Below are 21,992 nucleotides of genomic sequence, written 5' to 3'. Positions count from 1 at the left end.
CGGCTTCGCCCTTCGAACGGATCATCGCCGCACCCTCGTTGATGCGGCGCAGGGCCTCACCCAGGTTGGTGGCACCACAGACGAAGGGAACGGTGAAGTTCCACTTGTCGATGTGGTTGATGTAGTCAGCCGGGGTCAGGACCTCGGACTCGTCGATGTAGTCAACACCGAGGGACTGCAGGACCTGGGCTTCGACGAAGTGGCCGATCCGGGCCTTGGCCATCACCGGGATGGACACGGCAGCGATGATCGCATCGATCATGTCGGGATCGGACATGCGTGACACGCCGCCCTGGGCACGGATATCGGCCGGAACGCGCTCGAGCGCCATGACAGCCACGGCACCGGCGTCCTCGGCGATGCGGGCTTGCTCGACGTTAACGACGTCCATGATGACGCCGCCCTTGAGCATCTCCGCCATGCCCCGCTTTACGCGGCTGCTGCCCGTGACGCTGTTCGCGGACGAACCGGCTTCGTTGCTTACATCTGGTGTAGACACAAAAACCCCTATGGGTAGATAAACGACCTTTTTGCCGGAGGCACGCGCAGCCACACGACCGCAATCAGCGCACACCGGATTTCAGGTCAAGGTGACCAAGTACTAGTAATAGTAGTCGCACGTTCCATGGTGGCAGTACATTCATTACCCTCTTGACGGGCAACAAACGGGGCTGTGGTAGGACAGGTGCACAACAGCCAAGGGACGGGTTTGGCCGTTTGCCAGTTCCCTGCGAACGGGTGGGAGGTTAGTCGCTAGCCGGCAGCAGCTTCGTCAGTCTCGGCCAGGGCCTGCCGGTGCACTGCGGACATCCGCTGGATGATGGTCACGACGCTCGCCAATGCCAGCAGGACCAGTGTCCCGAACAGCACCACGGGCGGGAGGCCCAAACCGGTCAGGCCCGTAATGAGCAGTACGGATGCCAAACGCTCAGCCCGTTCCGCGATGCCCACACTGGCCTGATAGCCCAGTGATTCAGCTTTTGCCCTAGCATAGGAGACAACCATGCCCAGGACAAGGCAGACGACGGCGGCAGTTCCGATCGCCGGATCCTCACCGTGGGTGAAGAACCAGATGGTAATGCCCGCAAAGATCGCTCCGTCGGCCAATCGGTCCAGGGTGGAATCCAGGAAATTGCCCCAGCCTCCGCTCCTGCCTTGAAGCCGTGCCATGATGCCATCAACAACGTCGGAGAAGGCGAAGAAAGCCACCACCACGGAACCCCACCAGAGGTGCCCCAGCGGGTACAGTACAAGGCCGCCCAGAATCACGCCGGCCGTGCCCGCCATGGTCACCGCGTCAGGGGACACGCCGATCTTGAGGAGCCAACGCGCAAGTGGTGTGAAAAGTGATGTGAAGAAGCCGCGCGCATGCCTATTGAGCATTCGACTCCCCCGGCCAGGCTTCGGCCACGAGCTTGCGGACTTCGTCCAATGTCTGCGTGATGGCCTTGGTCTGGGCGATGATGGGGAAGAAGTTGCCGTCCCCACCCCAGCGCGGAACCACGTGCTGGTGGAGATGTGCTGCGATTCCCGCGCCACCGGTGACGCCTTGGTTCATCCCAAGGTTGAAGCCACTGGGGTTGGACACTTTCCGCAGTACCCTCATGGCGGTTTGGGTGAGGTCGGCGAACTCTGCCGTCTCCTCCACCGTGATGTCCGTGTAGTCGGGGACATGGCGGTAGGGGCATATCAGCAAGTGCCCCGGGTTGTACGGGAAAAGGTTCAAGACCACATAGCAGGTCCTTCCCCGGTACACGATCAGGGATTCCTCGTCCGAGCGTGTGGGCCCTACACAGAACGGGCAGTCGTCCTTGTTCTTGAACTGATCCTGCCCGCCCTTGATGTAGGCCATGCGGTGCGGAGTCCACAGGCGCTGAAACGCGTCCGGCACGCCCGCCAATCCGAAGTCATCGGTTACCTCGGCGTCGCCCGGAATCCCGGCCGCCGCTCCTGTGTTCTCCTGCACCGTCTCTGTGTCCGTTCCGTCAGCTCTCGCGGTTCTTGACGGCGTCCACAATCCTGCGGACCGCCTCTGCCACCGGCACGCCGTTGTCCTGGCTGCCGTCGCGGAAGCGGAACGAGACCGCACCGGCCTCGGCGTCCTCACCGCCTGCAATCAGGACGAAGGGAATCTTGTCCTTGCTTGCCGTGCGGATCTTCTTGGGGAACCGGTCTGAGGAGATGTCCACTTCGGCCCGGATGCCTGCCGCCTTAAGCTGCCCAACGACGTCGAACATGTAGTCGTTGAAGGTCTCGGCCACCGGGATACCCACAACCTGGACGGGAGCGAGCCATGCGGGGAACGCACCTGCGTAGTGCTCCGTGAGAACGCCCATGAAGCGTTCCACGGATCCGAAGAGTGCCCGGTGAATCATGACAGGACGTTGCCGGGTTCCATCCGCAGCCTGGTACTCGAGCTCGAAGCGCTCCGGCAAGTTGAAGTCCAGCTGGATGGTGGACATCTGCCAGGTCCTGCCGAGGGCGTCCTTGGCCTGCACCGAGATCTTAGGGCCGTAGAAGGCAGCTCCACCCGGATCCGGCACCAGTTCCAGGCCGGAGGCAGCGGCAACCTCGGACAACGTGCGGGTAGCTTCCTCCCAGGCAGCGTCGTCACCAACGAACTTTTCTTCGTTCTTGGTGGAGAGCTCCAGGTAGAAGTCGTCCAGGCCGTAGTCCTTGAGGAGGCCCAGGACAAAGTTCAACGTGGTGGTGAGCTCGTCCTTCATCTGCTCGCGGGTGCAGTAGATGTGGGCGTCGTCCTGTGTCATGCCACGGACGCGGGTCAGGCCGTGGACAACGCCGGACTTTTCGTAGCGGTACACCGATCCGAATTCGAACAGGCGCAGCGGAAGCTCGCGGTAGGACCGGCCGCGTGAGCGGAAAATCAGGTTGTGCATGGGGCAGTTCATCGGCTTCAGGTAGTAGTCCTGGGCCGGCTTGCGCACGCTGCCGTCTTCGTTGAATTCGGCGTCCACCTGCATCGCGGGGAACATACCGTCCTTGTACCAGTCAAGGTGTCCGGAAACCTCGTAGAGGTGGCCCTTGGTGATGTGCGGGGTGTAGACGAACTCGTAGCCGGCATCCACATGGCGCTGACGGGAGTAGTCCTCCATGGCCTTGCGGATGATGCCGCCCTTGGGGTGGAAGACCGGAAGGCCCGAGCCGAGCTCGTCAGGGAAGGAGAAGAGGTCAAGCTCCACGCCAAGCTTGCGGTGGTCGCGGCGCTCAGCTTCGGCAATCCGCTCCTGGTAGGCCTTGAGTGCTTCCTTGGTGGGCCAGGCGGTTCCGTAGATGCGCTGGAGCTGCTGGTTGTTCTGGTTGCCCAGCCAGTAGGCAGCGGAAGAACGCGTCAATGCGAAGGCGTTGGAGATGATTTTGGTGTTCTGCAGGTGGGGACCGCGGCAAAGGTCGCACCAGATGCTTTCGCCGCTCTTGCGATCCACATTGTCGTAGATAGTGATGTCGCCGGCGCCGACCTCAACGTTGACGCCTTCAGCGGCGTCGGTTGAGTCGTTCTTCTTGCCCAACAGCTCCAGTTTGTAGGGCTCGTTGGACATTGCTTCGCGGGCTTCTTCTTCAGTAACCACACGGCGGACGAACTTCTGGTTCTGGTTGATGATTTTCTGCATCATCTTTTCCAGGGTGCGGAGGTCTTCCGGGGTGAAGGGCTCAGCGACGTCGAAGTCGAAGTAGAAGCCGTCCGTGATGTAAGGGCCAATGCCAAGCTTGGCGTCGGGGCGCAGCTGCTGCACAGCCTGGGCCATGACGTGGGCGGTGGAGTGGCGAAGGACATTGAGGCCGTCGGGCGATTCAATGGTGACGCCTTCGATGTTGGCGCCCTCGGCGAGGACCTGGTCAAGGTCCGTCAGCACTCCGTTGACTCGGGCTACAACGACGTCGCGGCGCTCGAAGAAGAGTTCCGCGCCGGTAGTCCCTTCCGTCACCTTGGTCTCTTCGCCATCGACGATGAGGGTGATCTGTTGGGCATCTGACACGGGTGTCTCCTATTCATGGTTAAGGCTTCATAGCTTGTGGCGTACGGGGACCACAGCCAGCCACCGTCAATCGTATCTGCTTCCACGGGGGCGGCCAAAGCAGCGCGCCGAAGCCCTCAGCAGCTCTCTGTTCAGCTGCCCAGACCAGTGATGGCGAGGTTCCTGGAGATGCCGTGCAGTGCACCTCTGTGGGTGTATTCATCCGGCGGAGCACCGCCGGAAGGAAGGAGTTCGGCAAAGGGCAACCTTTCTGGCCGGCTCAAGTCCCAGGCTTTGGTGGCGCTGAGGCTGATGCCCTTGGGACCTGTCCGTCTGGTGGTTCCCCGGATCAGCAGCAGACGGGTGCCAAACAGCAGGGGTCCGGATTCTTCCTGGGCTTCATGGAAAAAGACGGAGTCCACGCAACCAGTACCGTCATCGATACTGATGAAGACCACCCGCCTGCCACCGCGCATGGGCGGGGTTTGGGTTGCAACCCTCACTCCCGCTACCAGCACCTCTGTCCCGTTGCGAAGTCCAAGGAGCTTATCTGCCGTGGTAACGCCGAGCTTGTCCAGCAGAGGGCGATGGCTGTCCATGAGGTGCCCGCTGACATCCACCGCCATCAAGTCAAGCTCTGCCCGGACGTTATCCACCATGGAGGGCTCCGGAAGTTCCGGCGCCAGGTTCCGCAGCTCAATATCACCCAATGCAAAGGACAGTTGCCCTTCAATGACGTCGGACGTTTTCTTGGTGGGACTGCTTTGTAGGGCCTGGAGGTGGTGCACCAGGTCAGCCCGGTTGGCCTTGCCACCGGAATCCTTATGGAGGACATCAAAAGCCCCAAGCTGGGCGAGCCTTTTGATGTTGGGCTTGCTCACCCTTGCCCGGGCACGTAAGTCCGCCAGGGAATCATAGGGTTGGCCTGCCACGATCCTCTTCAGTTCAGCCCCCGAAAGCCCATAGATTCCTGTGAGACTCAGGCGGATGCCCAGTTTGCCCTGCTGCGGACCGTCCTGGATTTTTTCCACCCGGTATTCCGCTTGGCTGCGGTTGATGTCCAACGGCAGGATGGGGATGCCGAGCCGGCGCGCTTCGGCCACCAGGAGGCGCTTGGGGTACATCCCGGGGTCGTGTTCCCATAGTCCCGCCAGGAAGGCTTCCGGATGGTGGGCTTTCAGCCATGCAGATTGATAGGTGGGTACGGCAAAGGCTGCTCCATGGGCCTTGCAGAAGCCAAAACTGCCAAAGGCTTTCAACGTTCCCCACACTGCGTCCACCACCTCGGGTGAGTAATTCTTGATGGCTTCCCGTCGAAAGTAACTCTCCACTCCTGGCTCAAGGACTTCATTGCCCAATGCGCGGCGGAACTCGTCAGCCCTGTCCAAGCCGCATCCGGTCATGACATGGAAGGTCTTGAGGATTTGTTCATGGAAGACGGTCACTCCATGCGTTTCCTGCAAAGCAGGTTTGAGGTCAGGGTGGGGATACTGTTCGGGAGCGAACCCATGCCTGTGTTCAAGGAAGGGCCGAACCATGTCAGATTTCATGGGCCCGGGCCTGAAGAGTGAGATATCGATAATGAGGTCGTTGAATTCCCGGGGCGCCATCTTTCCAATGAGCTCCCGCTGCCCCGGGGACTCAATCTGGAAACAACCCAGTGTGTGGGTGCTGCGTATCAGCTCGAAAGTGGGTTCGTCGTCAAAGGGGACTGAATTGAGATCGATCCTGCCGTCCTCGGCGATAAAGTCCGGACCTGTCCCTCCCGGTTCCACAGGATGCCGTCCGGCAGCTACTACTTCAGCTTTGGAGGGATGGAGGCGAATGACTTCCCGGACAGCAAAAGCCATGGCACTTTGCATGCGGACGCCCAGGACATCGAGCTTGAGCATTCCCATGGGATCCATGTCGTGCTTGTCGAACTGGCTCATGGGCAGACCCAACCCGCTGGGCTGGACAGGGGTGCGGTCCAAGAGGGTCGCATCTCCCAAAATCACACCACATGGATGCATGGAGATATGCCGGGGAAGTCGGTCCAACCTTTCGGTAAGGTCCACCAGGAGATCGAGTTGCTGGTTTTCGCCCAGGCCTCCTTGCTCCACCCGTTCTGCAAAGGAGCGCAGTTCCGGTTTCTCAACCAGCGCCTCACGGAATTTGCGCGCTGAGAACCTCCACAGCTGCTTGGCAATTTCGCCGACTTCGCCGTCATCCATTCCCAGTGCGAGGCCTGCGTCCCTAACAGCTCCCCTGGCCCTGTACCCGTTTTGCATGCTCATCAGGGTGACCCGCTCAGCACCAAAGCGATCGAAGATCTTTCGGTAGACGTTGTGTCTTTCGGCGCTTTCGACGTCGATATCGATGTCTGGGAGGGTTGACCGGCGGCCGGACAGGAAGCGTTCAAAAATGAGATCGTGGCGGATCGGGTCCACTTGGCTGATATCAATCAGGTAGTTCACCAAGCTGGATGCACCGGATCCCCTTGCGGCAACCCTGACGCCCATTTCAAGGATCATTCTTGATACCTCGGCAACGGTGAGGAAGTAGGAAGCAAAGCCAAGCCGCGCGATGATGCCGAGCTCATGCTCCAACCGCGAGCGCACCTGCTTTTCTGCTTCTCCCGTGATGCCCGGGAATCGTTTGGTGATCCCGGCATCGCACCGCTGTGTCAGTTCCACCATGGGGTCGTTCTCGATGCCGATAATGGATGCTTCTGGAACCACAGGTTTCTTCCATCCCATGTCCAGGACGGGGTCGATGCGGCATTTGTCGGCGAGCGCTTCGGTGTTGGCGAGGAGTTTGTGGAGGTCTGCTTTTCCTTGCCCTGCCGCGGTCATGATTTCTTTGCCGAGTTGGATCATGTGATGGGCATTTTTGAGCCAACCTTGTCCTGTTGGTTGGAGCATGGGGGCTGCTGAAAGTTCCGGGAGTGATTTGAGGGTGCGTGCGGAGTCCAGGACGTCTGCGGTAGCGGCGCCGTCCTGGGCGCAATAGCGCACGGCGTTGGTGAGGACTGCTGGGATGTTGTATTCGAGGGCCAGTTTGAGCATCCGCACGGCGTGGGCGGTGCTGAGTGGAACTCCGGGGGCGCTGAGGTGCGTGACGACTTCTGCGACCACCGTGCCGGGAGGCATGGCGTCGATCCATTGTTTGAAGAGTGTTCTTGGCCGGAGGTACTTCCGGCCTCCCATGGCTTGTCCTACATCTGAGTCGGGTCCGATCAGGACTGTCAGCACGGGTTTGAGGGTTTGGGGATCCAATGTCCTTGATGCCAGTTCACCGCGGGTGACTGCTACCGGTATCACTCCCCCTGCCTTGCCTGAGGTGCGTGCGTGGGCGTCGGAGATGAGCCGGCAGAGTGCACGGTATCCGGCACCGTTGTTGTTGCCATGGGCGAGTACGACGACGCGGCCCGCGACTTGGGTGCGGTGGTCGCCGTCGTCGTCGAAGACTGCCAGGTCTACTCCGACGATGGGATCGATGCCGGCGTCCATGCAGGCTTTGAGGTGTTTGATGGTGCCGTACAGGCCGTCGCGGTCCGTGCAGGCCAGTGCGGTGGCGCCGTCTGCTGCGGCTGCTTGGGCGAGTTCATCGGGCCAGGAGACACCGTAGTGTGCGCTGAAGGCAGTAGAGACGTGCAGGTGGGTAAAGCTCAAGGGTTCACGCTGCTTCGTCTGGCTCTACGGCGCGTGCCGGCGCAGCGGCATGGATCCGAAGGAGCCGCCATCTGCCGCTGTTGACATGGCGCACCAGGTCAAGGGTGATGGGGCCGGCAGCGGGGGCTGGGGCATCTGTTTGCGGGGGTTGGAGTTGGACGCGCCATATTTCGTGGTCCACCAGTCCTGCTCCGGTTCCCAGCGGTGCACGGTTTTCTTCCAGCCACCATTGGCGTCGCTCGTACCACCGGTCGGGTTCGCTGGAGACTGTGTACTGCGTCCCTTTCCACTGGACGGTGTGTGGCTGGCCGGTTTCCGTGCAGCCTACTTCCACGGATTCGCTGAACAGCCCCATTTTCCTCACCTCATTTGCACTGGTTCCCGACGATAAGTTTATTCGAAGATATGTTCGAATAGATCCAGTTTACGCCGGGGCCAGGACAAAACCTACTTCGAAGTTTCAGCCTTCCTCCTGGACCTCGCCACCTGCTTTCCCACTTGCTTCAGGAGGGCATCGCGCCAGGGTTGCATTCCCTGGGCGAGGGCGATGCTTCCCATGAGGGATGAGGCCAGGCGAAGCTGCTGGGTGCGCAACATACGCTTCCTGCCGTAGGCGGCGAGCGCCGCCTCAAGGGACATTTCGTTGAGGAGCTTCCCCAAGGTCAGGGCATCTATCAATGCTTCGCAAGCACCCCTGCCCAGGTTGGGCGTCATGGCATGCGCCGCGTCCCCGAGCAATACAACGTTTCCCCGTACATAGCGCCCCATGGGCGGGGTGGTCCATATCTGTTGGGCCAGTGAGTTCTCCGGCGATGCAAGGGACAAGACCTTAAGCACTGCTGGTGAGTAGTGGGCATACCGGCGTCGTGTCATTTCAAGGGCCGTTGCGACGTCCACTTTGTCCATGCCGGCGCCTGAGCGGAAGGAGGCGTACCAGTTGGTTCCTGTTCCGGCAGGTGCAAGTCCAAAGATTTCACCGCGGCCCCAGTACTCCCCTATGTCCGCCGTGGAGGGAGTCCCTGGAATGACTCCGCGGACTGCGAGGAACGGCGTGGGCCGGGCCGCACTTCGCTTTCCCCAGTAGTCACGCCGCACAACGCTGTTAACTCCGTCGGCCCCCACGGTCAGTCCTGCCCCAGCGGGGAGTTTGTCTACTCGGCCGATTATCCTGCGGACAGTTTCCGGCACGGCGGAATCGAGCAGTGCAAGCAGTTCAGGGCGGGAAATCCCCATGAGCCCTTCCCCCTCCATGGAGAGCATGGGTTCTCCCGTGGGGCTGCGGAGCGCCCCGGTTTTGATGGTGGCTCCCCGGCTCCGCGCGGCCCCCAGCATTCCCAGCTCAGACAGTGCTTGCTGGGCTTCCCCCCACATGGCCAAGGTTGTTCCCACCGTTGGCAGTTCGGGGCGCTGCTCGTAGACCGTGACGGCGAATCGGCCGGGATCGAGCCGTCCTGCGAGCGCCAGGCCGGCAATACCGCCACCAATGATGTCCACTTTTTCCATGGCCACACTGTACTACTACATTTGTAGTAGCGATAGGAGTTGAAGCTAGACTTTCGCCATGCCGGACCGACGAACAGAACTTGCCGACGCCGCCCTCGCGGTCGTGGCGGACAAGGGCCTCAAGGGCCTCACCCATCGGGCTGTCGACGCCCAAGCCGGCGTGGCCGTCGGAACTACCTCAAACTATTTCCGCAGCCGCGCCGCCCTGGTCAGTGCCGCCGTCGACCGCGTTGAAGAACTGGACACCCTCCTTCTCCAACAAGGTGGGCGGGAAACGCCGACGTCGGTAGCAGCTTTGGCTGAACAACTCACCGGCGCGCTCATGGGACTGACGCTGGAAAACGCGGACCTGACCCGGGCCAGGTTCACCTTTGCCCTGGACCAGCCCGGTGTGGTCGCCGCCGGCCACGAACGAATGATTTCCGGGCTGGTCCGGATTCTGGGGCACCTCAACGTACCCGATGCCAGGGCCCGGGCAGAGTCGGTAGCCGACTATGGTGATGGCCTTGCCTTGCATCTGCTGACCGCCCGCCAAGGCCAGGTCATGGACAGGGCTTCCATAGAGAAGAACATCCGCCGCCTGTTGGAAGGATGAAAGTCAAGGGGTGGACGGCAGCGGGTCCACAGAGCAGGATTGTGCCATGAGTACCAATGACGCACTCCTGAAGCAGGTCAACATCACCGCATCGGACGAGAACCTGGTGGCACGGTTCGAAATCGATGGGAACATACCAGGCTCCGGCGCTTACGTCGTGGGCCTCGTTGCTGCCAGTGAGGATTACTCCTCCCAACGAAGGCTGGGCATCGAATTCATGAACGGCGAGGCAATCTCGTTCTACTCCTTCAACCACTCCCTAAGCGCCGAGGAAAACTACGACATCAAGGGCGTGGAGCACTCCGGAAACGTCATCACCGGGAACTTCCCCATGTCGGCCATCCACGGGCTGAGCAAAGGCCACGTCATGACGGGCTTCAGCGAAGCCGACGGCCGGGAATTCCAATCCGGCGTACCGGTGAACGAAGCTCTCTAAGCTCAGAAGAGTCCTTCCACCGGCTCAATAAGTTCCGGTGAGTTGTTGCGGACGTTTCCTACGGCACTGCCCACAGGATCCAGCGTCCACCCGGCGGCAGCGTCGTGCGCCCGTGACCGGACCATCTCCACCAGCCCCGCAGCGTCCTTCTCTCGCGGATTAAGCCAAGCCTCCATGGTCTCTTTGTCCATGGGCAGCGGAACGCGGTCGTGGAGGGCAGTGAGCTCGTCAAACACCGACGCACTGCGCCTGGTCCGGGCAGACTCAGCAGTTGGAGTGTCCGCCGTCAGGATGGACATGGACAGCAACCAGCGCCCTGGATCGTCATCCGCCGCCGACTGGTCCCGCCACCATTCATACAACCCGGCGAAAACCAGGCCCTGGCCATCACCCGGATGGACGTAGTAGGGCTGCTTGTTCTTACCCTCGCCCTTTTTCCACTCGTAATAGCCATCGGCCGGAACAGCGCACCGCCGGGCAACAGCGGCTTTCTTGAAGGAAGGCTTCTCCAGGAGCGTTTCACTGCGGGCATTGATCAGCCGCGCACCGGCTTTGGGGTCCTTGGCCCACGATGGCACCAGCCCCCATTTGGCAACATGGAGCTGCCTCTTCAGGTCTTCGTCCACCAACCGCTCCAGGACAATCGGAACAGCATCGGTGGGTGCCACATTCCAGGACTTCTCAAGGGCAATCTCGTTTTCAAGTTCGGCGTCGAAATCGGCAAGCAGGTCCCCCACCGCACGGGCCATCACATAACGTCCACACATGTGCAACAGTCTGCCTTCTCCCGGCAGAACGCACCAGCGCAGGATGTGACGTAACCCGGCTTCTCCCCCGAAAGGGAATTATTCGGCCACGCGTTACCGTTGATAACAACGAACCATCCCGTGCAAACGACCAAATACTCAGGAGAGCTCTGTGGACTTCACCCCCGACTCCGGCACCATCACCATGTTCTCAACCACCTGGTGCGGCTACTGCAACCGACTGAAGAAGCAGCTGGACGCAAAGGGCATCGGCTACACCGAGATCAACATCGAAGAAGTAGATGGCACGGCCGAACTCGTCGAGCAGCTCAACGGCGGCAACCGCACCGTCCCCACCGTCCTCTTCCCCGACGGAACCGCTGCCACCAACCCTTCAGCCGCGGAAGTTGAAAAGCGCCTGGTCACTGTCTAACCCACCGGCTCCAAGCGTCACCGCACCAGGGCCCGCACGGAACAATCCACACACTGTCTGCCACCTGTGATAGACAGATTGGGAATCCGCAGCGGGCCCTGCTGCTTTTAACGGGGCCTGCTCTCCGCGAGCCCCGAAGGGAACAACTCCATGGTCCACGCAGTCAAAGGTGTCGTCGTCCGCTCCAAAGGCGCACCCGCAACCCTCGAAACCATCCTGGTTCCCGAGCCCGGTCCCGGCGAAGCCCTGGTGGACATCCTCACCAGCGGCGTCTGCCACACCGACCTCCACTACAAACTCGGTGGCATCAGCGACGACTTCCCGTTCCTGCTCGGCCACGAAGCCACCGGAGTCGTCAGTGCAGTAGGCCCCGACGTCACCGACGTAGCCCCCGGGGACCGCGTGGTCCTGAACTGGCGTGCAGTGTGCGGCAATTGCCGTGCCTGCAACCGCGGCCAAGCCCAGTACTGCTTCAACACCCACAACGCCACCCAGAAGATGACCCTCGAAGACGGCACGGAACTCTCCCCCGCCCTCGGCATCGGCGCCTTCATCGAAAAGACCCTCGTTGCCGCCGGGCAATGCACCAAAGTAGACCCCGACGCCGATGCCGCCGCCGTCGGGCTGCTCGGCTGCGGCGTCATGGCAGGTTTGGGCGCAGCGCTCAACACCGGTGGCGTCAAGCGGGGCGACTCGGTTGCCGTTATTGGCTGCGGCGGCGTAGGCGTAGCAGCCATCGCAGGCGCCGCGCTCGCAGGCGCCACCACCATCATCGCCGTGGACATCGACGCCAAAAAGCTCGAGCGCGCCAAGGACCTCGGCGCAACCCACACCGTGGATTCCTCCAAGGGCGACCCCATCGAGGAAATCCGGGCCCTCACGGGAGGTTTCGGCGCTGACGTGGTGATTGACGCCGTCGGACGTCCGGAAACCTACAAGCAGGCCTTCTACGCCCGCGACCTCGCAGGGACAGTAGTCCTGGTAGGCGTCCCCACCCCGGAAATGACCCTGGAACTGCCGCTGCTGGACGTCTTTGGCCGCGGCGGATCGCTCAAGTCATCCTGGTACGGCGACTGCCTCCCCTCCAGGGACTTCCCCATGCTGGTGGACCTCTACAAGCAGGGCAAGCTGGACCTGGACGCGTTCGTGACCGAGCGCATCACCATCGACCAAGTGGAAGAGGCCTTCGACAAGATGCACCACGGCGCCGTCCTGCGATCGGTGGTTGAGCTGTGAGCGCCCTGACCATCGATCATGTCGTTACCTCAGGAACGTTCTCGCTCGACGGCGGAACCTGGGATGTGGACAACAACGTCTGGATCATCGGGGACAACTCCGAATGCCTCGTCATCGACCCCGCCCACAACCCCGAGGCAATTCACCAGGCCGTGGGCGGCCGCACGGTCAAAGGCATTTTGTTGACACACGGCCATGACGACCATATCCGCTCGGCCGGTCAATACGCGGAGCTCGCCAAAGCTCCCATTCATCTCCACCGGGATGACTGGATGCTCTGGAGTGCGGTGTTCCCCGAAACTGATCCGGACGCCACGATCAAGGACGGCGACGAGTTCCTCGTGGCCGGCGCATCCCTGAAGGCGATCCACACTCCCGGGCACTCTCCGGGATCAGTGTCCTTCCACCTGCCCGGCGAAGGGACGCTCTTCAGCGGAGATACCCTTTTCCAGGGCGGCCCGGGCGCTACGGGACGCTCATACAGCGACTTCCCCACCATCATCGAATCCATCCGGACCAAGCTCCTGACCTTGCCGGAAGAGACAGTGGTCCACACCGGCCATGGGGACTCCACCACCATCGGGGCAGAAAAGCCGCATCTGGATGAATGGATCGCCCGGGGTCACTGAGCCAAGCGAAGCAACTTCCGGGGCCTGGAGGGCAAGGGTTCCCGCCCTTATCCCACCAGGCTCCGGAAGTCGCCGTCGACGACTTCCGCGTATCCGCGGTAAGCCTCGATTACGGCATCTTCAACGGTAGTGACATCCAGGTGCGGCAGAAGGTCATTGGCGGCGCCGGCGGTGGCCGGGTCCCATTCAAGGCCCAAGGCGGCGTAACTGGCCTTGAGAACCTCACGGATGGGCTTGGAATCTTCCACCACAATGACCGAGCTGAAAAGCCAACCGCCGGACACAACGCGCTGGGCAGTACCAATAAGTTTGATGCGGTGGGAGGGAAAATCAGGGTCTTCACCGTGGACACTGAACTCCCCCGGACAGTACTCCCCGGGAATTTCCCCGACGGCGGCGTGAACGCCAACGCTGCGAAGCGCACCGGCCAGTAATTCACCGAACTCCGAAAAACGGGCTTTGGCGCGAACGATCGCATCGGGGTGCGGCTCAAGGTGATCTATCACCAGCGTCCCCTGGTGGTAAGCCGCCGCGCGGCCACCGGCCTTTCGTATCAATGGCTCGAAACCCAGTTCCCGGCACGCCTCCTCCGCGGCCTGAAAACCAGGCAGGTTTGCGTCCCGCTGCCCGAAAGCAACGGTCGGCAGCGGACGGTACAGGCGGAGCGAAGGGCCAAGCTTGCCACTGCGGGCACGCTGAAGAAGTTCCAAGGCGAAGTCGAGGTCTTCCGCTGCGCCCATCGACTCGGCCTGCCGATAAACCGTGAGCTTACGGCCCCCTGTTTCCGAGCCGGCCATCAGCTCTTCCTCAACGTCAGGATCTGCTCTGCCCGGCCGAAGGGTCCGTCAACATCGTGGAGCACGGTGGACGTCAGGCCAATCCCGTCGGAGCCGAAAGAAACCTTGTTATCAAGCCCCAGCCATTCACCCGACGGAGCCCGGTACATGTGGATCTGAAGATCGACGTTGGGAAAAATGTAGCTGTTTTCGCCCGGTGGAACCCGGGCCGCTATGCCATTCGCGGTATCCACCAGGCCCATGAGGCGGGCAAGGTCGGTTCTGTCGTTGTGGTCTGTCAGCGGATGGGACGTACGGATCCACACTTTGCCTGATCCGGGCCGGTGTCCCTCGGCAATGCGCATCTCAAGGGACCGGATGTACCCTCCGGGCCATACGCTGGCGCCATCCCACGGCTTGCATTCATCCGGGGCCGGCATCGGCTGGTCTTCCACTGCGGCTACAGCGCTGGTGTCGCTGGTGACCATGCGCCAGGCGGTGGCCCGAATGGCCACACGGCCTCCCGCGGAGAGCTCGGCCTGGATCAGTTCGATGGTCCGGCCCGGCCTCAACGTCGAGGTGGTGACCTTGAACTCGCCGCCGGGAATCAGCCCGAGGATTTCATAGCTGATCCGTGCCAGGCGGACATCGTCCCGTGGCTCGTGACGGACCAGGGCATCGGCGATGATGCCCGAGGCCGGAGCCATGTGTTGTTCATGGGGATTCCAGGCACCTTGGGCGTGAATGGTGGACCGGTAACGGCCCTCGCCCAGTGTTTCGTAGTAAAAATCGCCGTCCGCCAGTTCCGGTAATGCAGTAGTCAACCCAGGCCTTTCGCCGATCCAGCTGTAGAACTCAGACCACTGTATCCGCTGATTTGGCCCTCGCCCGACGTCGACGGACCACCACAACCCAGACGACGACCACCGCCAGGGCAACGACCCCCACCGCCGCACCAACAGGTGACGCTGCTGCAACAGCCAACCACGCCTCCAAAGCAGCAAGACCAATGGTGGCGTAGAGGAACGCCCAGATGACAGAACCCGCTACGGCGGCCGGCACATACCGTCGCAGTGGCATGCGGGCAGCGCCGGCTGCGAGGTTGATGGCCGTTTGGAGGCCGATGGTCAGGAAGGAAAGTACGACGGCGTACGGGCCCCAACGCTGGATCAGGGCCTGGGCGCGGGCTGCTTTGGGCCGCTCCAAAGAAGCGCCGAAACGAGTGTGGGCGAGTCCGGCAACAGCTCCCCGCCCTATCCAGTAGGTAACGTTGACGCGGATCATGACAATCGCAAAGAGCGCCGCGAGGGCGACGCCGAATGGCAAACTCATGATCTGATCCACTTGACTTAGGCTACCCTAAGCATCGTGTGGTTGAAGATTCGGCCCCAGGCCATGCGGCTCAATCGACGGCACGAGCACATGCACCCGAATCATTGCTGAACCGGGATGAGCCATTGCTGACCCTAGGATGAGTGCATGGACCTCCGCGATGCCGCCCAGGAGCTTTATGCCGTGACACCTCGGGATTTCACGGCTGAGAGAACGGCGCTGGCCCGTCAGGCGAAGGATGCCGGCAACAAGGATCTGGCCAAGGCGATCGGAGGCCTTCCCAAACCGGCTGCAGGCGCCTGGGCCATCAACATGCTGGCCATTCACCAGCCCGAGGTGATTGACGGCGTCGTACGCTTTGGCGTTTCGCTGAGAACCGCCCAAGAGGAGGGCGATGCCGAAGCGTTCCGCGAACTCGGACAGCAACGGCAAAGCCAGCTGACAACAGCTGTCCATTCGGCCAAGGATCTCGCTGCCGAATTGGGCGCTCCACTCAGCGCTGCCGCAGCGGCCGATGTTGAGCAGACCTTCAGGGCGGCAATGGCCGACGCCGGGGCCGGCGCCGCGGTGACAACAGGCCGGCTGGTCCGGGGCCTTAGTGGCAGTGGCTTCGAGGCTGTGGACCTGACAGGTGCCATCGCTGCAGCAGGGCCGGATGACGAGGATGTGAAGGTCTCAGCTGAAAGAAGCCCGGCGAAGCGCGCAGCCGGGAAGGAAACAGCAGCACGTTCCAAGAGCGCTCCGCCTTCCCACGACGTGCCGTCCAAGGAGAAGGAACCCAACCGGAAATCCGCCAAGGACGAAGCGACATCCCTGGCCGAGCGGCGTGCCGCCAAGCAACAGGCAGCGCTGGATGAGGCCCGCAAAGAGTTCGAGGCCGCCGATCAAGCAGCCAAGGAGGCAGAATCGGCAGCTTCCGACGCATGGGAAACCGTCAACGAACTGGCCGGGCGCCGAACGGACCTCAAATCCGGGATTGAAGACGCCAAGAAGCGTCTGGCCGCCCTTGAAGCTGAACTCATTGGAATCACCCGTGATGCGGAATCCGCGGAATCGGAGAAGAAACGAGCCGTCAGGACCGCAACACAGCAACGACGCGCCGCGGACCAAGCCCGGCGGCGCGTCGATCGGCTGAGCTAGTCCTTCTTCTTTCCCGTCGACGTGATCGGAGACTCTTGCAAATTGCGAGTTGCCGGGCCTTCGAGGTACTTGCCCTCCGGGGTGAATCGCGAACCGTGGAGGGGGCAGTCCCATGATTTCTCGGCGTCGTTCCAGCTCACGATGCCGCCCAGGTGCGAACAGCTGGCCGAAACCATGCAGACGTTGCCATCCACAGTGGACACAGCCGCAGGCTCGCCCTTGTACAAGCCCACCACACCTGTTCCTTCGGCGGGACGGGTCTGATCGGTGATCTCAGGATTGGCCTTGATTTTTGCCCTGTCCTCCACCATCCGTTTGGTGGTGCCCGCATTGAGCCGGACGGCCTGGAGAGCGCCTTGGGGCGAGGTTACCCGGTGATGGATGACGCTCGCCCAATCGGACTGGCCACCGAGGATGTCCGACGTAATGGACAGTGCGGCTGCCACCCCGTTGCTCATCCCCCATTTGTTGTAACCCGTTCCGAAGAAGATCCGTCCATGGCCGCGGGGAAGCTTGCCGAAGAACGGCATCAAGTTGGTGGCTTGGTAGTCCTGCGCTGACCAAGTGTGAGTGACTTCCGCCCCCGGGTAGTGCTGTGTTGCCCACCCGAGCAAGTCGTCCAGGTGTGCTTTAGGCGACTTCGCCCTGCCGCCGGTGTGGCCATAACCGCCTACCAGGAGCAGCTCCCCCTCGGGAGTAGGTTGCGTGCGCTGGGAACGGGTGGGCGAATCGATGGACAGGTACATTCCCTTCGGAATGTCCCCGGGCACCTTCAGGGCGGCCGCATAGGACCGGTTGGGCTCGAGCTTGGCGAAGTACAGGCCGCGGTCCAGGATGGGGATGCCCGTAGCCAGGACCACTGTGTCCGCGGTGAACGTTCCCTTGTGCGTGGAGACCTCCATGGGCTGCTCCGATCCCACGTTGTGCACCTGCATATCCTCAACAATGAGGCCGCCATGTTCGCGGATGTCCCTGGCGAGGGTTTCCAACACCTCCATGGGATGAATCTGGGCCTGGTCCTCCAGTTCCAGCGCCTCCACCACCGGGAACGGCAGCCCGGGGTCCCTGCTGAAGTGGACGTCCAGACCTGCGTCCCGCGAAACCGCAGCCTCCTTCCGGAGCCGTTGGCCGCCGTCGTCCGTGGTTGCGAACGTAACCGCCGTCCGGCGCTGAAACGGGATACCCTGCTGCTCCATGTACTGTGTCAGCCAGGCCTGCCCGGTCTTGTTGGCTTCCACGTAAGCCTGCACTACCTTCAGGGAGTACTGGCTGCGCAAGGCCGACAGCGCTCCACCTTGGAGGAGACTCAGCTTGGCTGTGGTGTTGCCGGTGGTCACCGCACCTAGTGTTCGGGCTTCGAAAACGGCCACGCGTTGCCCTGATCTGGACAACAGGAGGGCGGTCACCATTCCTGTGAGCCCGGCGCCCACCACTATGGTGTCAAAGTGCTTTTCCTCGGGGATTGAGTCGGACATGAAGCGGGATTCCCGGTCCAACCACAGCGATTTCATCGATTAGCCTGCCTCTCAATTCACTGGCATGTGGTGAGTGAAACGCTAGGCGGGTAGCTGGTGCATATCAAGGGCTGCCGTGGTCTGTTGCCAGAGCCGCTGCCCGCCGTAGTTCGGGATCCGGGTCTGCGGCCCACCGTTCCAGTACGCGTCCGGCGCGTTCCTTCGCGAGTCCCTCCAACCGCGCCACCAACGGTTTGACGACGTCTACGGCCAGGGGATCCACCAGTTCGCGCGTCCCTGCCCTCCTGATGAAACCTTCTATGCGCGTGAGGTCGGTGTTGACCAGGAGACTGACCCTGGTCTGCAGCAGAACCACTGCTGCGAGGCGCCGTTCAAACACAGGTTCGGCCCAGAGTTCCGAACTCAAGGCAGTGATGTCGTCATGGTCCAGGTTCTTGTACCGCTTGAGCGTGTCCCTCACGGTTCCCCGCACGGCACCCACGGATGCGCCATAGACCTTCAGCGCACCACCCAGACGTTCACTGACCTCATCAGCTTTCTCCCACGTGGACTCCATTTGCAGGGTGTAGTCCACGAATTCACCGGCTTCACTCACCCGCCTATTTTGTCAGTGCCTCGGCCTAACGTGATCACAACAGCAATCGACAGGAGCACCATGACGTCCCAAGAGCTCGCCACCGAGGCATCATTTCCGGGTGTCCCGGCTGCTTCGTCCATGCCCGACTGGTACCCCACGCTGCTGAAAACTGTTGCCCAGGAGGTCCGGGCCGGCAGGACCCGGGCGATGGCAGCGGCCAACGGTGAGTTATTGAATTCGTACTGGAGCATTGGCCGGCAGCTCGCCGAACGCGAATCCGAGCAAGGCTGGGGCGCCAAGGTGGTCACCCGTTTGTCTGCCGACATCCGTACCCGGTTCCCGGAAGCCAAAGGCTTCTCCCCCAGGAACTTGAGGTACATGAAGAGCTTCGCGCAGGCCTGGCCGGACTTCCCAAAGTTGCAAGCGCCGCTTGCAACATTGCCCTGGTACCACCAGATCGCGCTGCTGGAAAAGCTCGACGACGCCGCCACGCGCCTTTGGTACGCCGCGGCAGCTGCCCAACACGGATGGTCCCGCAACGTGCTGACGCACCAGATCTCCACGCGCCTGCACGAGCGATCAGGCCAGGCCATCACCAACTTTGCCTCCACCATGGTTCCTGCCGATTCAGACCTCGCGCAGCAGGCAACCAAGGACCCCTACGTCTTTGACTTTCTGTCCATGAGTGATCGGCATACCGAACGGGACCTGGAGCTGCAGTTGGTGAAACACGTGGAGAAATTCCTGTTGGAGCTGGGCCAGGGGTTTGCCTTCGTGGGCGAGCAGGTCCGGTTGGAGATTGCCGGCGACGAGTTCTTCGCTGACCTGCTCTTCTATCACCTGAAGTTGCGTTGCTACATGGTCATTGAATTGAAAGCCGTGAAGTTCGAGCCCGGATTCCTGGGGCAACTTGGGATGTACATGGCGGCGGTGGATGACCTCATGGCGCATCCAGACGACAAACCCACCATCGGCCTGCTGTTGTGCAAGGAGAAGAACAGCGTGGTGGCAGAGTACGCACTGCGTGGGTTCAACGCTCCCGTGGGCATTGCGGAGTGGAAAACTTCCCTTGCTGACTCCTTGCCGGATGAGCTGGTGGCGAGTCTGCCGAGCATCGAGACGTTGGAGGCCGAGTTGGCCAGTGAAGCTGCGCGGTTGCAGGGGTAGGCACCCGCCGGGTGTAGGTCTTGTGCGTCATTTCCCTCTACCGGTAGACATTTTAGAACTCTTCTATCAGGTACATTTTGAGCGTTCGAACTGACCCACGGCGAATCTCCCGAAGATGTCGATGACTTCCATTCGTGTAAAGACAAAACAAGGGCACAAGGGTTCATACCGTCACATAAGGAAGCTAGTCATCACTGGTATTTGAATACTCGCAGCCTCGATGCGGGGGAAGGAGCTTTCTTGAAAACGCGTGGAAGCGTTAGGAATATGGAAAATCGGCTGGCATCAGTCAGAACTGTTGAGGAAGTCTATGAGGAACTTCGAGCTCCCCTGAAGGCGTTCGTGCTCACCGTCGTGGCCGAATGCCGGAACGCCGGAGCCAATAATTCGGGATGGACCTTTGACTTGGTTACGGTCAGCCGCGATCGGACCTTCGTTCTCCCCGCCAGGATCTGGGACAACGAACTCACCTCGATTCGAAGGGCGCTCGGCGAGGCTGGAGCAAGCTTCGAGGAAGCCATGATCGATGGCATGGAGCTGGAAGTTTCAGGGCAGCTTCGAATGTGGCCGGCCAGCGGGGACATCTACTTGAAAGTTACCGGTATTAAGCCGGACTTCCGTTTGAGGGGGGCGCTGCTCTTCAAGGACCATCAAACGTTGAAGAGTCTCACTGCAGACTTCCCGAACCACTCAAGACTGCTTGTCGACGATGACTCGATTTATGAGGATGCCAAGGACGGTCTCAAAGTAGAACGAATACGCAAGGTCACCGTCATCTCACCGGAAAAATCCCAGGGCGTTGAGGACTTCAAACATCATCTGACAATTTCACAGAGTCGGTTCAAGCCGGAAATCACCTACCGGCATATGAGTTGGGCCCGCGAAACAGCTGCCGAAACACTTCGAAGTTATTGCGATGAAGCACGCCGGGACGGTCATGATCTCGTTGTCATTACGCGGGGCGGTGGGCACTGGCGGTCAATGCGGGGATTCCAGGACGAAGGCTTGGCGCGTGCGATTCTGGAATCGCCTGTGCCTGTCATCACCGGTATCGGGCACCGTCAGGATGTATCCATCGCAGATAGGGCAGCAATGGCGTCCTTCACGACTCCAACAGCCGCTGCCGTTGCAATTACTACCCAATCCAGCGGCCCCTCGGCATCTGCGCAAAAGTACGGTATGTCCTTCAAAGAACGGCTTGGAGCAGAACAAAAGAAGGTTGCGAGGCTCGATAGGGAGCTGTCATCCGTCAAGTTCTCCTTGGCTCAATCCCAGGCTGAGCTCGCATCAGCAAATGCTGCCCTTCAACAGTGTGATGCGGACCTCCATGCATCAAACTACGCACTCGGGGAAAGCCAGGCATCGCATATTTCTTCCGCCCGCAAACATGGGCATGATCTTCTGGAACTGGCCACACGGCGGGTCCGTGGATACACATGGCTACTGACCTTGGCGACGTTGGCGACGGCAATCACCCTCTTGCTCAACTCAGAGCTCGTCGCCTCCTGGATGACAGGTGAATCTGATAGCGGAATTGGTCTCTGGCTGTCAATTGCTGTAGTGGGAATTTCGGCCATTGCCCTTTCTCTGCAATACACCTCTCTAAAGCGGATCGATCAAAAGCACAATAAACCTCTGAAGCGACCACCGGCATCTGCCCGTGAATGGGAGATCCGAGTCATGGACGTAAAGACTGTTCGTACACTCCGCAAGCTACGGCATCATTTGCCGAGGGACTGATGGGCCGCAGAGCCCATCAGCTAATACGTGGGCTAAGAATGTCAGTACCACCTGGAAGAGTGTGCATATGGAGCAGATCCGGGAAAGGCAAGCGAAGACGGCGGCGTTGTCTGCTGCGCCGCCTCTTGCCGTTTCCCAAGGATCGGCTCAAACGGGCGCAATGACGTGCCCAGGTCAGCCGGGAATGGTGCGAGCTCAATCTCTGACGGCCGGTCTAATAATGTCAGTGCCTCCTGCGAGAGTTGGGTCATGAAGCAGATCGGGGCAAGGCAAGCACAGGCAGCGGCGTCAGCTGTGCCTGCCGGTTCCTTGTCCCGTGGGGTGGCTCAGCCCGGGACCATCAGCGGTGACCTGATTGCTCAGTTGCGGGTGCTGGAGGAAATGAAGTCGGCTATTTCCGGTTTGCAGGCCCAGATTGCCGTGGCCTTTGACCTGGCCCAACGCGCCGAGCAAGCCGAGGCCGGAGTGCCGGCGGCCGAACGTGGCAAGGGTGTCGGTGCGCAGCTGGCGTTGGCCAGGCGGGAATCACCGAACCGCGGCTCACGGTTGTTGGGCCTTGCCAAAGCGTTGGTCACGGAGA

The 21,992-nt window shown here is 61.1% G+C and carries 20 protein-coding genes and 2 pseudogenes; 9 read left to right on the top strand and 13 right to left on the bottom strand.

What is annotated here, in order from left to right; genetic code table 11:
• From HP499_RS06085 to HP499_RS06055, 7 genes and pseudogenes are all read right to left on the bottom strand, one after another.
• Positions 1-421, bottom strand: a pseudogene (locus HP499_RS06085) (pyridoxal 5'-phosphate synthase lyase subunit PdxS); the annotation flags it as partial.
• Between the two features lie 332 nt (positions 422-753).
• Entirely contained in the window at positions 754-1,383 is a 630-nt protein-coding gene (gene pgsA / locus HP499_RS06080; protein ID WP_172322997.1) for a phosphatidylinositol phosphate synthase, read from the bottom strand.
• Positions 1,373-1,966 (bottom strand): HIT domain-containing protein, encoded by a 594-nt coding sequence (locus HP499_RS06075; RefSeq protein ID WP_172322996.1) that lies wholly within the window; start codon positions 1,964-1,966, stop codon positions 1,373-1,375. The genes pgsA and HP499_RS06075 overlap by 11 nt, the downstream gene beginning before the upstream one ends.
• Positions 1,967-1,985: 19 nt before the next feature.
• Positions 1,986-3,995, bottom strand: coding sequence for a threonine--tRNA ligase (gene thrS / locus HP499_RS06070; RefSeq protein ID WP_172322995.1), 2,010 nt, complete (start codon positions 3,993-3,995; stop codon positions 1,986-1,988).
• A 131-nt stretch (positions 3,996-4,126) separates the two neighbouring features.
• Entirely contained in the window at positions 4,127-7,627 is a 3,501-nt protein-coding gene (locus HP499_RS06065; RefSeq protein WP_172322994.1) for a DNA polymerase III subunit alpha, read from the bottom strand.
• A 4-nt stretch (positions 7,628-7,631) separates the two neighbouring features.
• Positions 7,632-7,982 (bottom strand): DUF6504 family protein, encoded by a 351-nt coding sequence (locus HP499_RS06060; RefSeq protein ID WP_172322993.1) that lies wholly within the window; start codon positions 7,980-7,982, stop codon positions 7,632-7,634.
• A gap of 92 nt (positions 7,983-8,074) precedes the next feature.
• On the bottom strand, positions 8,075-9,136 hold the full coding sequence (locus tag HP499_RS06055) for an FAD-dependent monooxygenase (protein ID WP_172322992.1): 1,062 nt from the start codon (positions 9,134-9,136) through the stop codon (positions 8,075-8,077).
• A 52-nt stretch (positions 9,137-9,188) separates the two neighbouring features.
• On the opposite strand from HP499_RS06055, the gene HP499_RS06050 reads away from it, so the two are divergent.
• Positions 9,189-9,725, top strand: coding sequence for a TetR/AcrR family transcriptional regulator (locus HP499_RS06050; protein WP_172322991.1), 537 nt, complete (start codon positions 9,189-9,191; stop codon positions 9,723-9,725).
• A 46-nt stretch (positions 9,726-9,771) separates the two neighbouring features.
• Positions 9,772-10,161, top strand: a complete 390-nt coding sequence (locus HP499_RS06045) for a hypothetical protein (RefSeq protein ID WP_172322990.1) — start codon at positions 9,772-9,774, stop codon at positions 10,159-10,161.
• A gap of 2 nt (positions 10,162-10,163) precedes the next feature.
• Here the strand turns inward: HP499_RS06045 and HP499_RS06040 are convergent, their stop codons facing one another.
• A complete protein-coding gene (locus tag HP499_RS06040) occupies positions 10,164-10,910 on the bottom strand; it encodes an SOS response-associated peptidase (protein ID WP_253951431.1) in 747 nt (248 codons plus the stop codon).
• Positions 10,911-11,079: 169 nt separating this feature from the next.
• Here HP499_RS06040 and HP499_RS06035 point away from each other — a divergent pair, with 169 nt between their 5' ends.
• The 3 genes from HP499_RS06035 (at position 11,080) to HP499_RS06025 (ending at position 13,205) form a co-directional block, all read left to right on the top strand.
• Positions 11,080-11,340 carry a mycoredoxin gene (locus HP499_RS06035; protein WP_172322988.1) on the top strand — a complete coding sequence of 87 codons (261 nt, stop codon included), beginning with the start codon at positions 11,080-11,082 and terminating at the stop codon, positions 11,338-11,340.
• 150 nt (positions 11,341-11,490) lie between these two features.
• The gene (locus tag HP499_RS06030; RefSeq protein WP_026542440.1) at positions 11,491-12,576 is read left to right on the top strand and encodes an S-(hydroxymethyl)mycothiol dehydrogenase; all 1,086 of its coding nucleotides are present in this window, start codon (positions 11,491-11,493) and stop codon (positions 12,574-12,576) included.
• Entirely contained in the window at positions 12,573-13,205 is a 633-nt protein-coding gene (locus tag HP499_RS06025; protein WP_172322987.1) for an MBL fold metallo-hydrolase, read from the top strand. The genes HP499_RS06030 and HP499_RS06025 overlap by 4 nt, the downstream gene beginning before the upstream one ends.
• 47 nt (positions 13,206-13,252) lie before the next feature.
• On the opposite strand, the gene HP499_RS06020 is transcribed toward HP499_RS06025, so the two are convergent.
• The 3 genes from HP499_RS06020 to HP499_RS06010 are packed head-to-tail and all read right to left on the bottom strand — an operon-like array spanning position 13,253 to position 15,325.
• The gene (locus tag HP499_RS06020) at positions 13,253-14,002 is read right to left on the bottom strand and encodes a lipoate--protein ligase family protein (protein WP_172322986.1); all 750 of its coding nucleotides are present in this window, start codon (positions 14,000-14,002) and stop codon (positions 13,253-13,255) included.
• Complete coding sequence (locus tag HP499_RS06015; RefSeq protein WP_172322985.1) at positions 14,002-14,805, bottom strand: thioesterase family protein; 804 nt, start codon at positions 14,803-14,805, stop codon at positions 14,002-14,004. The genes HP499_RS06020 and HP499_RS06015 overlap by 1 nt, the downstream gene beginning before the upstream one ends.
• A gap of 31 nt (positions 14,806-14,836) precedes the next feature.
• The gene (locus HP499_RS06010) at positions 14,837-15,325 is read right to left on the bottom strand and encodes a VTT domain-containing protein (RefSeq protein WP_172322984.1); all 489 of its coding nucleotides are present in this window, start codon (positions 15,323-15,325) and stop codon (positions 14,837-14,839) included.
• Between the two features lie 135 nt (positions 15,326-15,460).
• Here HP499_RS06010 and HP499_RS06005 point away from each other — a divergent pair, with 135 nt between their 5' ends.
• Positions 15,461-16,453: a hypothetical protein gene (locus HP499_RS06005; RefSeq protein WP_172322983.1), complete on the top strand. Its 993-nt coding sequence runs from the start codon at positions 15,461-15,463 to the stop codon at positions 16,451-16,453.
• Here HP499_RS06005 and HP499_RS06000 read toward each other — a convergent pair.
• Together HP499_RS06000 and HP499_RS05995 are read right to left on the bottom strand one after the other, a co-directional pair.
• Positions 16,450-17,964: an FAD-dependent oxidoreductase gene (locus tag HP499_RS06000; protein ID WP_172322982.1), complete on the bottom strand. Its 1,515-nt coding sequence runs from the start codon at positions 17,962-17,964 to the stop codon at positions 16,450-16,452. The genes HP499_RS06005 and HP499_RS06000 overlap by 4 nt on opposite strands.
• 67 nt (positions 17,965-18,031) lie before the next feature.
• Complete coding sequence (locus HP499_RS05995; protein WP_172322981.1) at positions 18,032-18,523, bottom strand: DNA alkylation repair protein; 492 nt, start codon at positions 18,521-18,523, stop codon at positions 18,032-18,034.
• 60 nt (positions 18,524-18,583) lie between these two features.
• Here HP499_RS05995 and HP499_RS05990 point away from each other — a divergent pair, with 60 nt between their 5' ends.
• From HP499_RS05990 to HP499_RS05980, 3 genes and pseudogenes are all read left to right on the top strand, one after another.
• Positions 18,584-19,672 carry a YhcG family protein gene (locus tag HP499_RS05990; RefSeq protein WP_172322980.1) on the top strand — a complete coding sequence of 363 codons (1,089 nt, stop codon included), beginning with the start codon at positions 18,584-18,586 and terminating at the stop codon, positions 19,670-19,672.
• Positions 19,673-19,939: 267 nt separating this feature from the next.
• Entirely contained in the window at positions 19,940-21,412 is a 1,473-nt protein-coding gene (locus HP499_RS05985) for an exodeoxyribonuclease VII large subunit (protein ID WP_172322979.1), read from the top strand.
• Positions 21,413-21,661: 249 nt separating this feature from the next.
• A pseudogene (locus tag HP499_RS05980) lies at positions 21,662-21,992 on the top strand (HNH endonuclease); the annotation flags it as partial.

This window comes from Paenarthrobacter sp. CM16 (assembly GCF_013179505.1).
GTDB lineage: Bacteria > Actinomycetota > Actinomycetes > Actinomycetales > Micrococcaceae > Arthrobacter.
The sequence above is the reverse complement of the archived record's forward strand: the minus strand, read 5'-3'. Positions and strand labels throughout refer to the sequence as shown.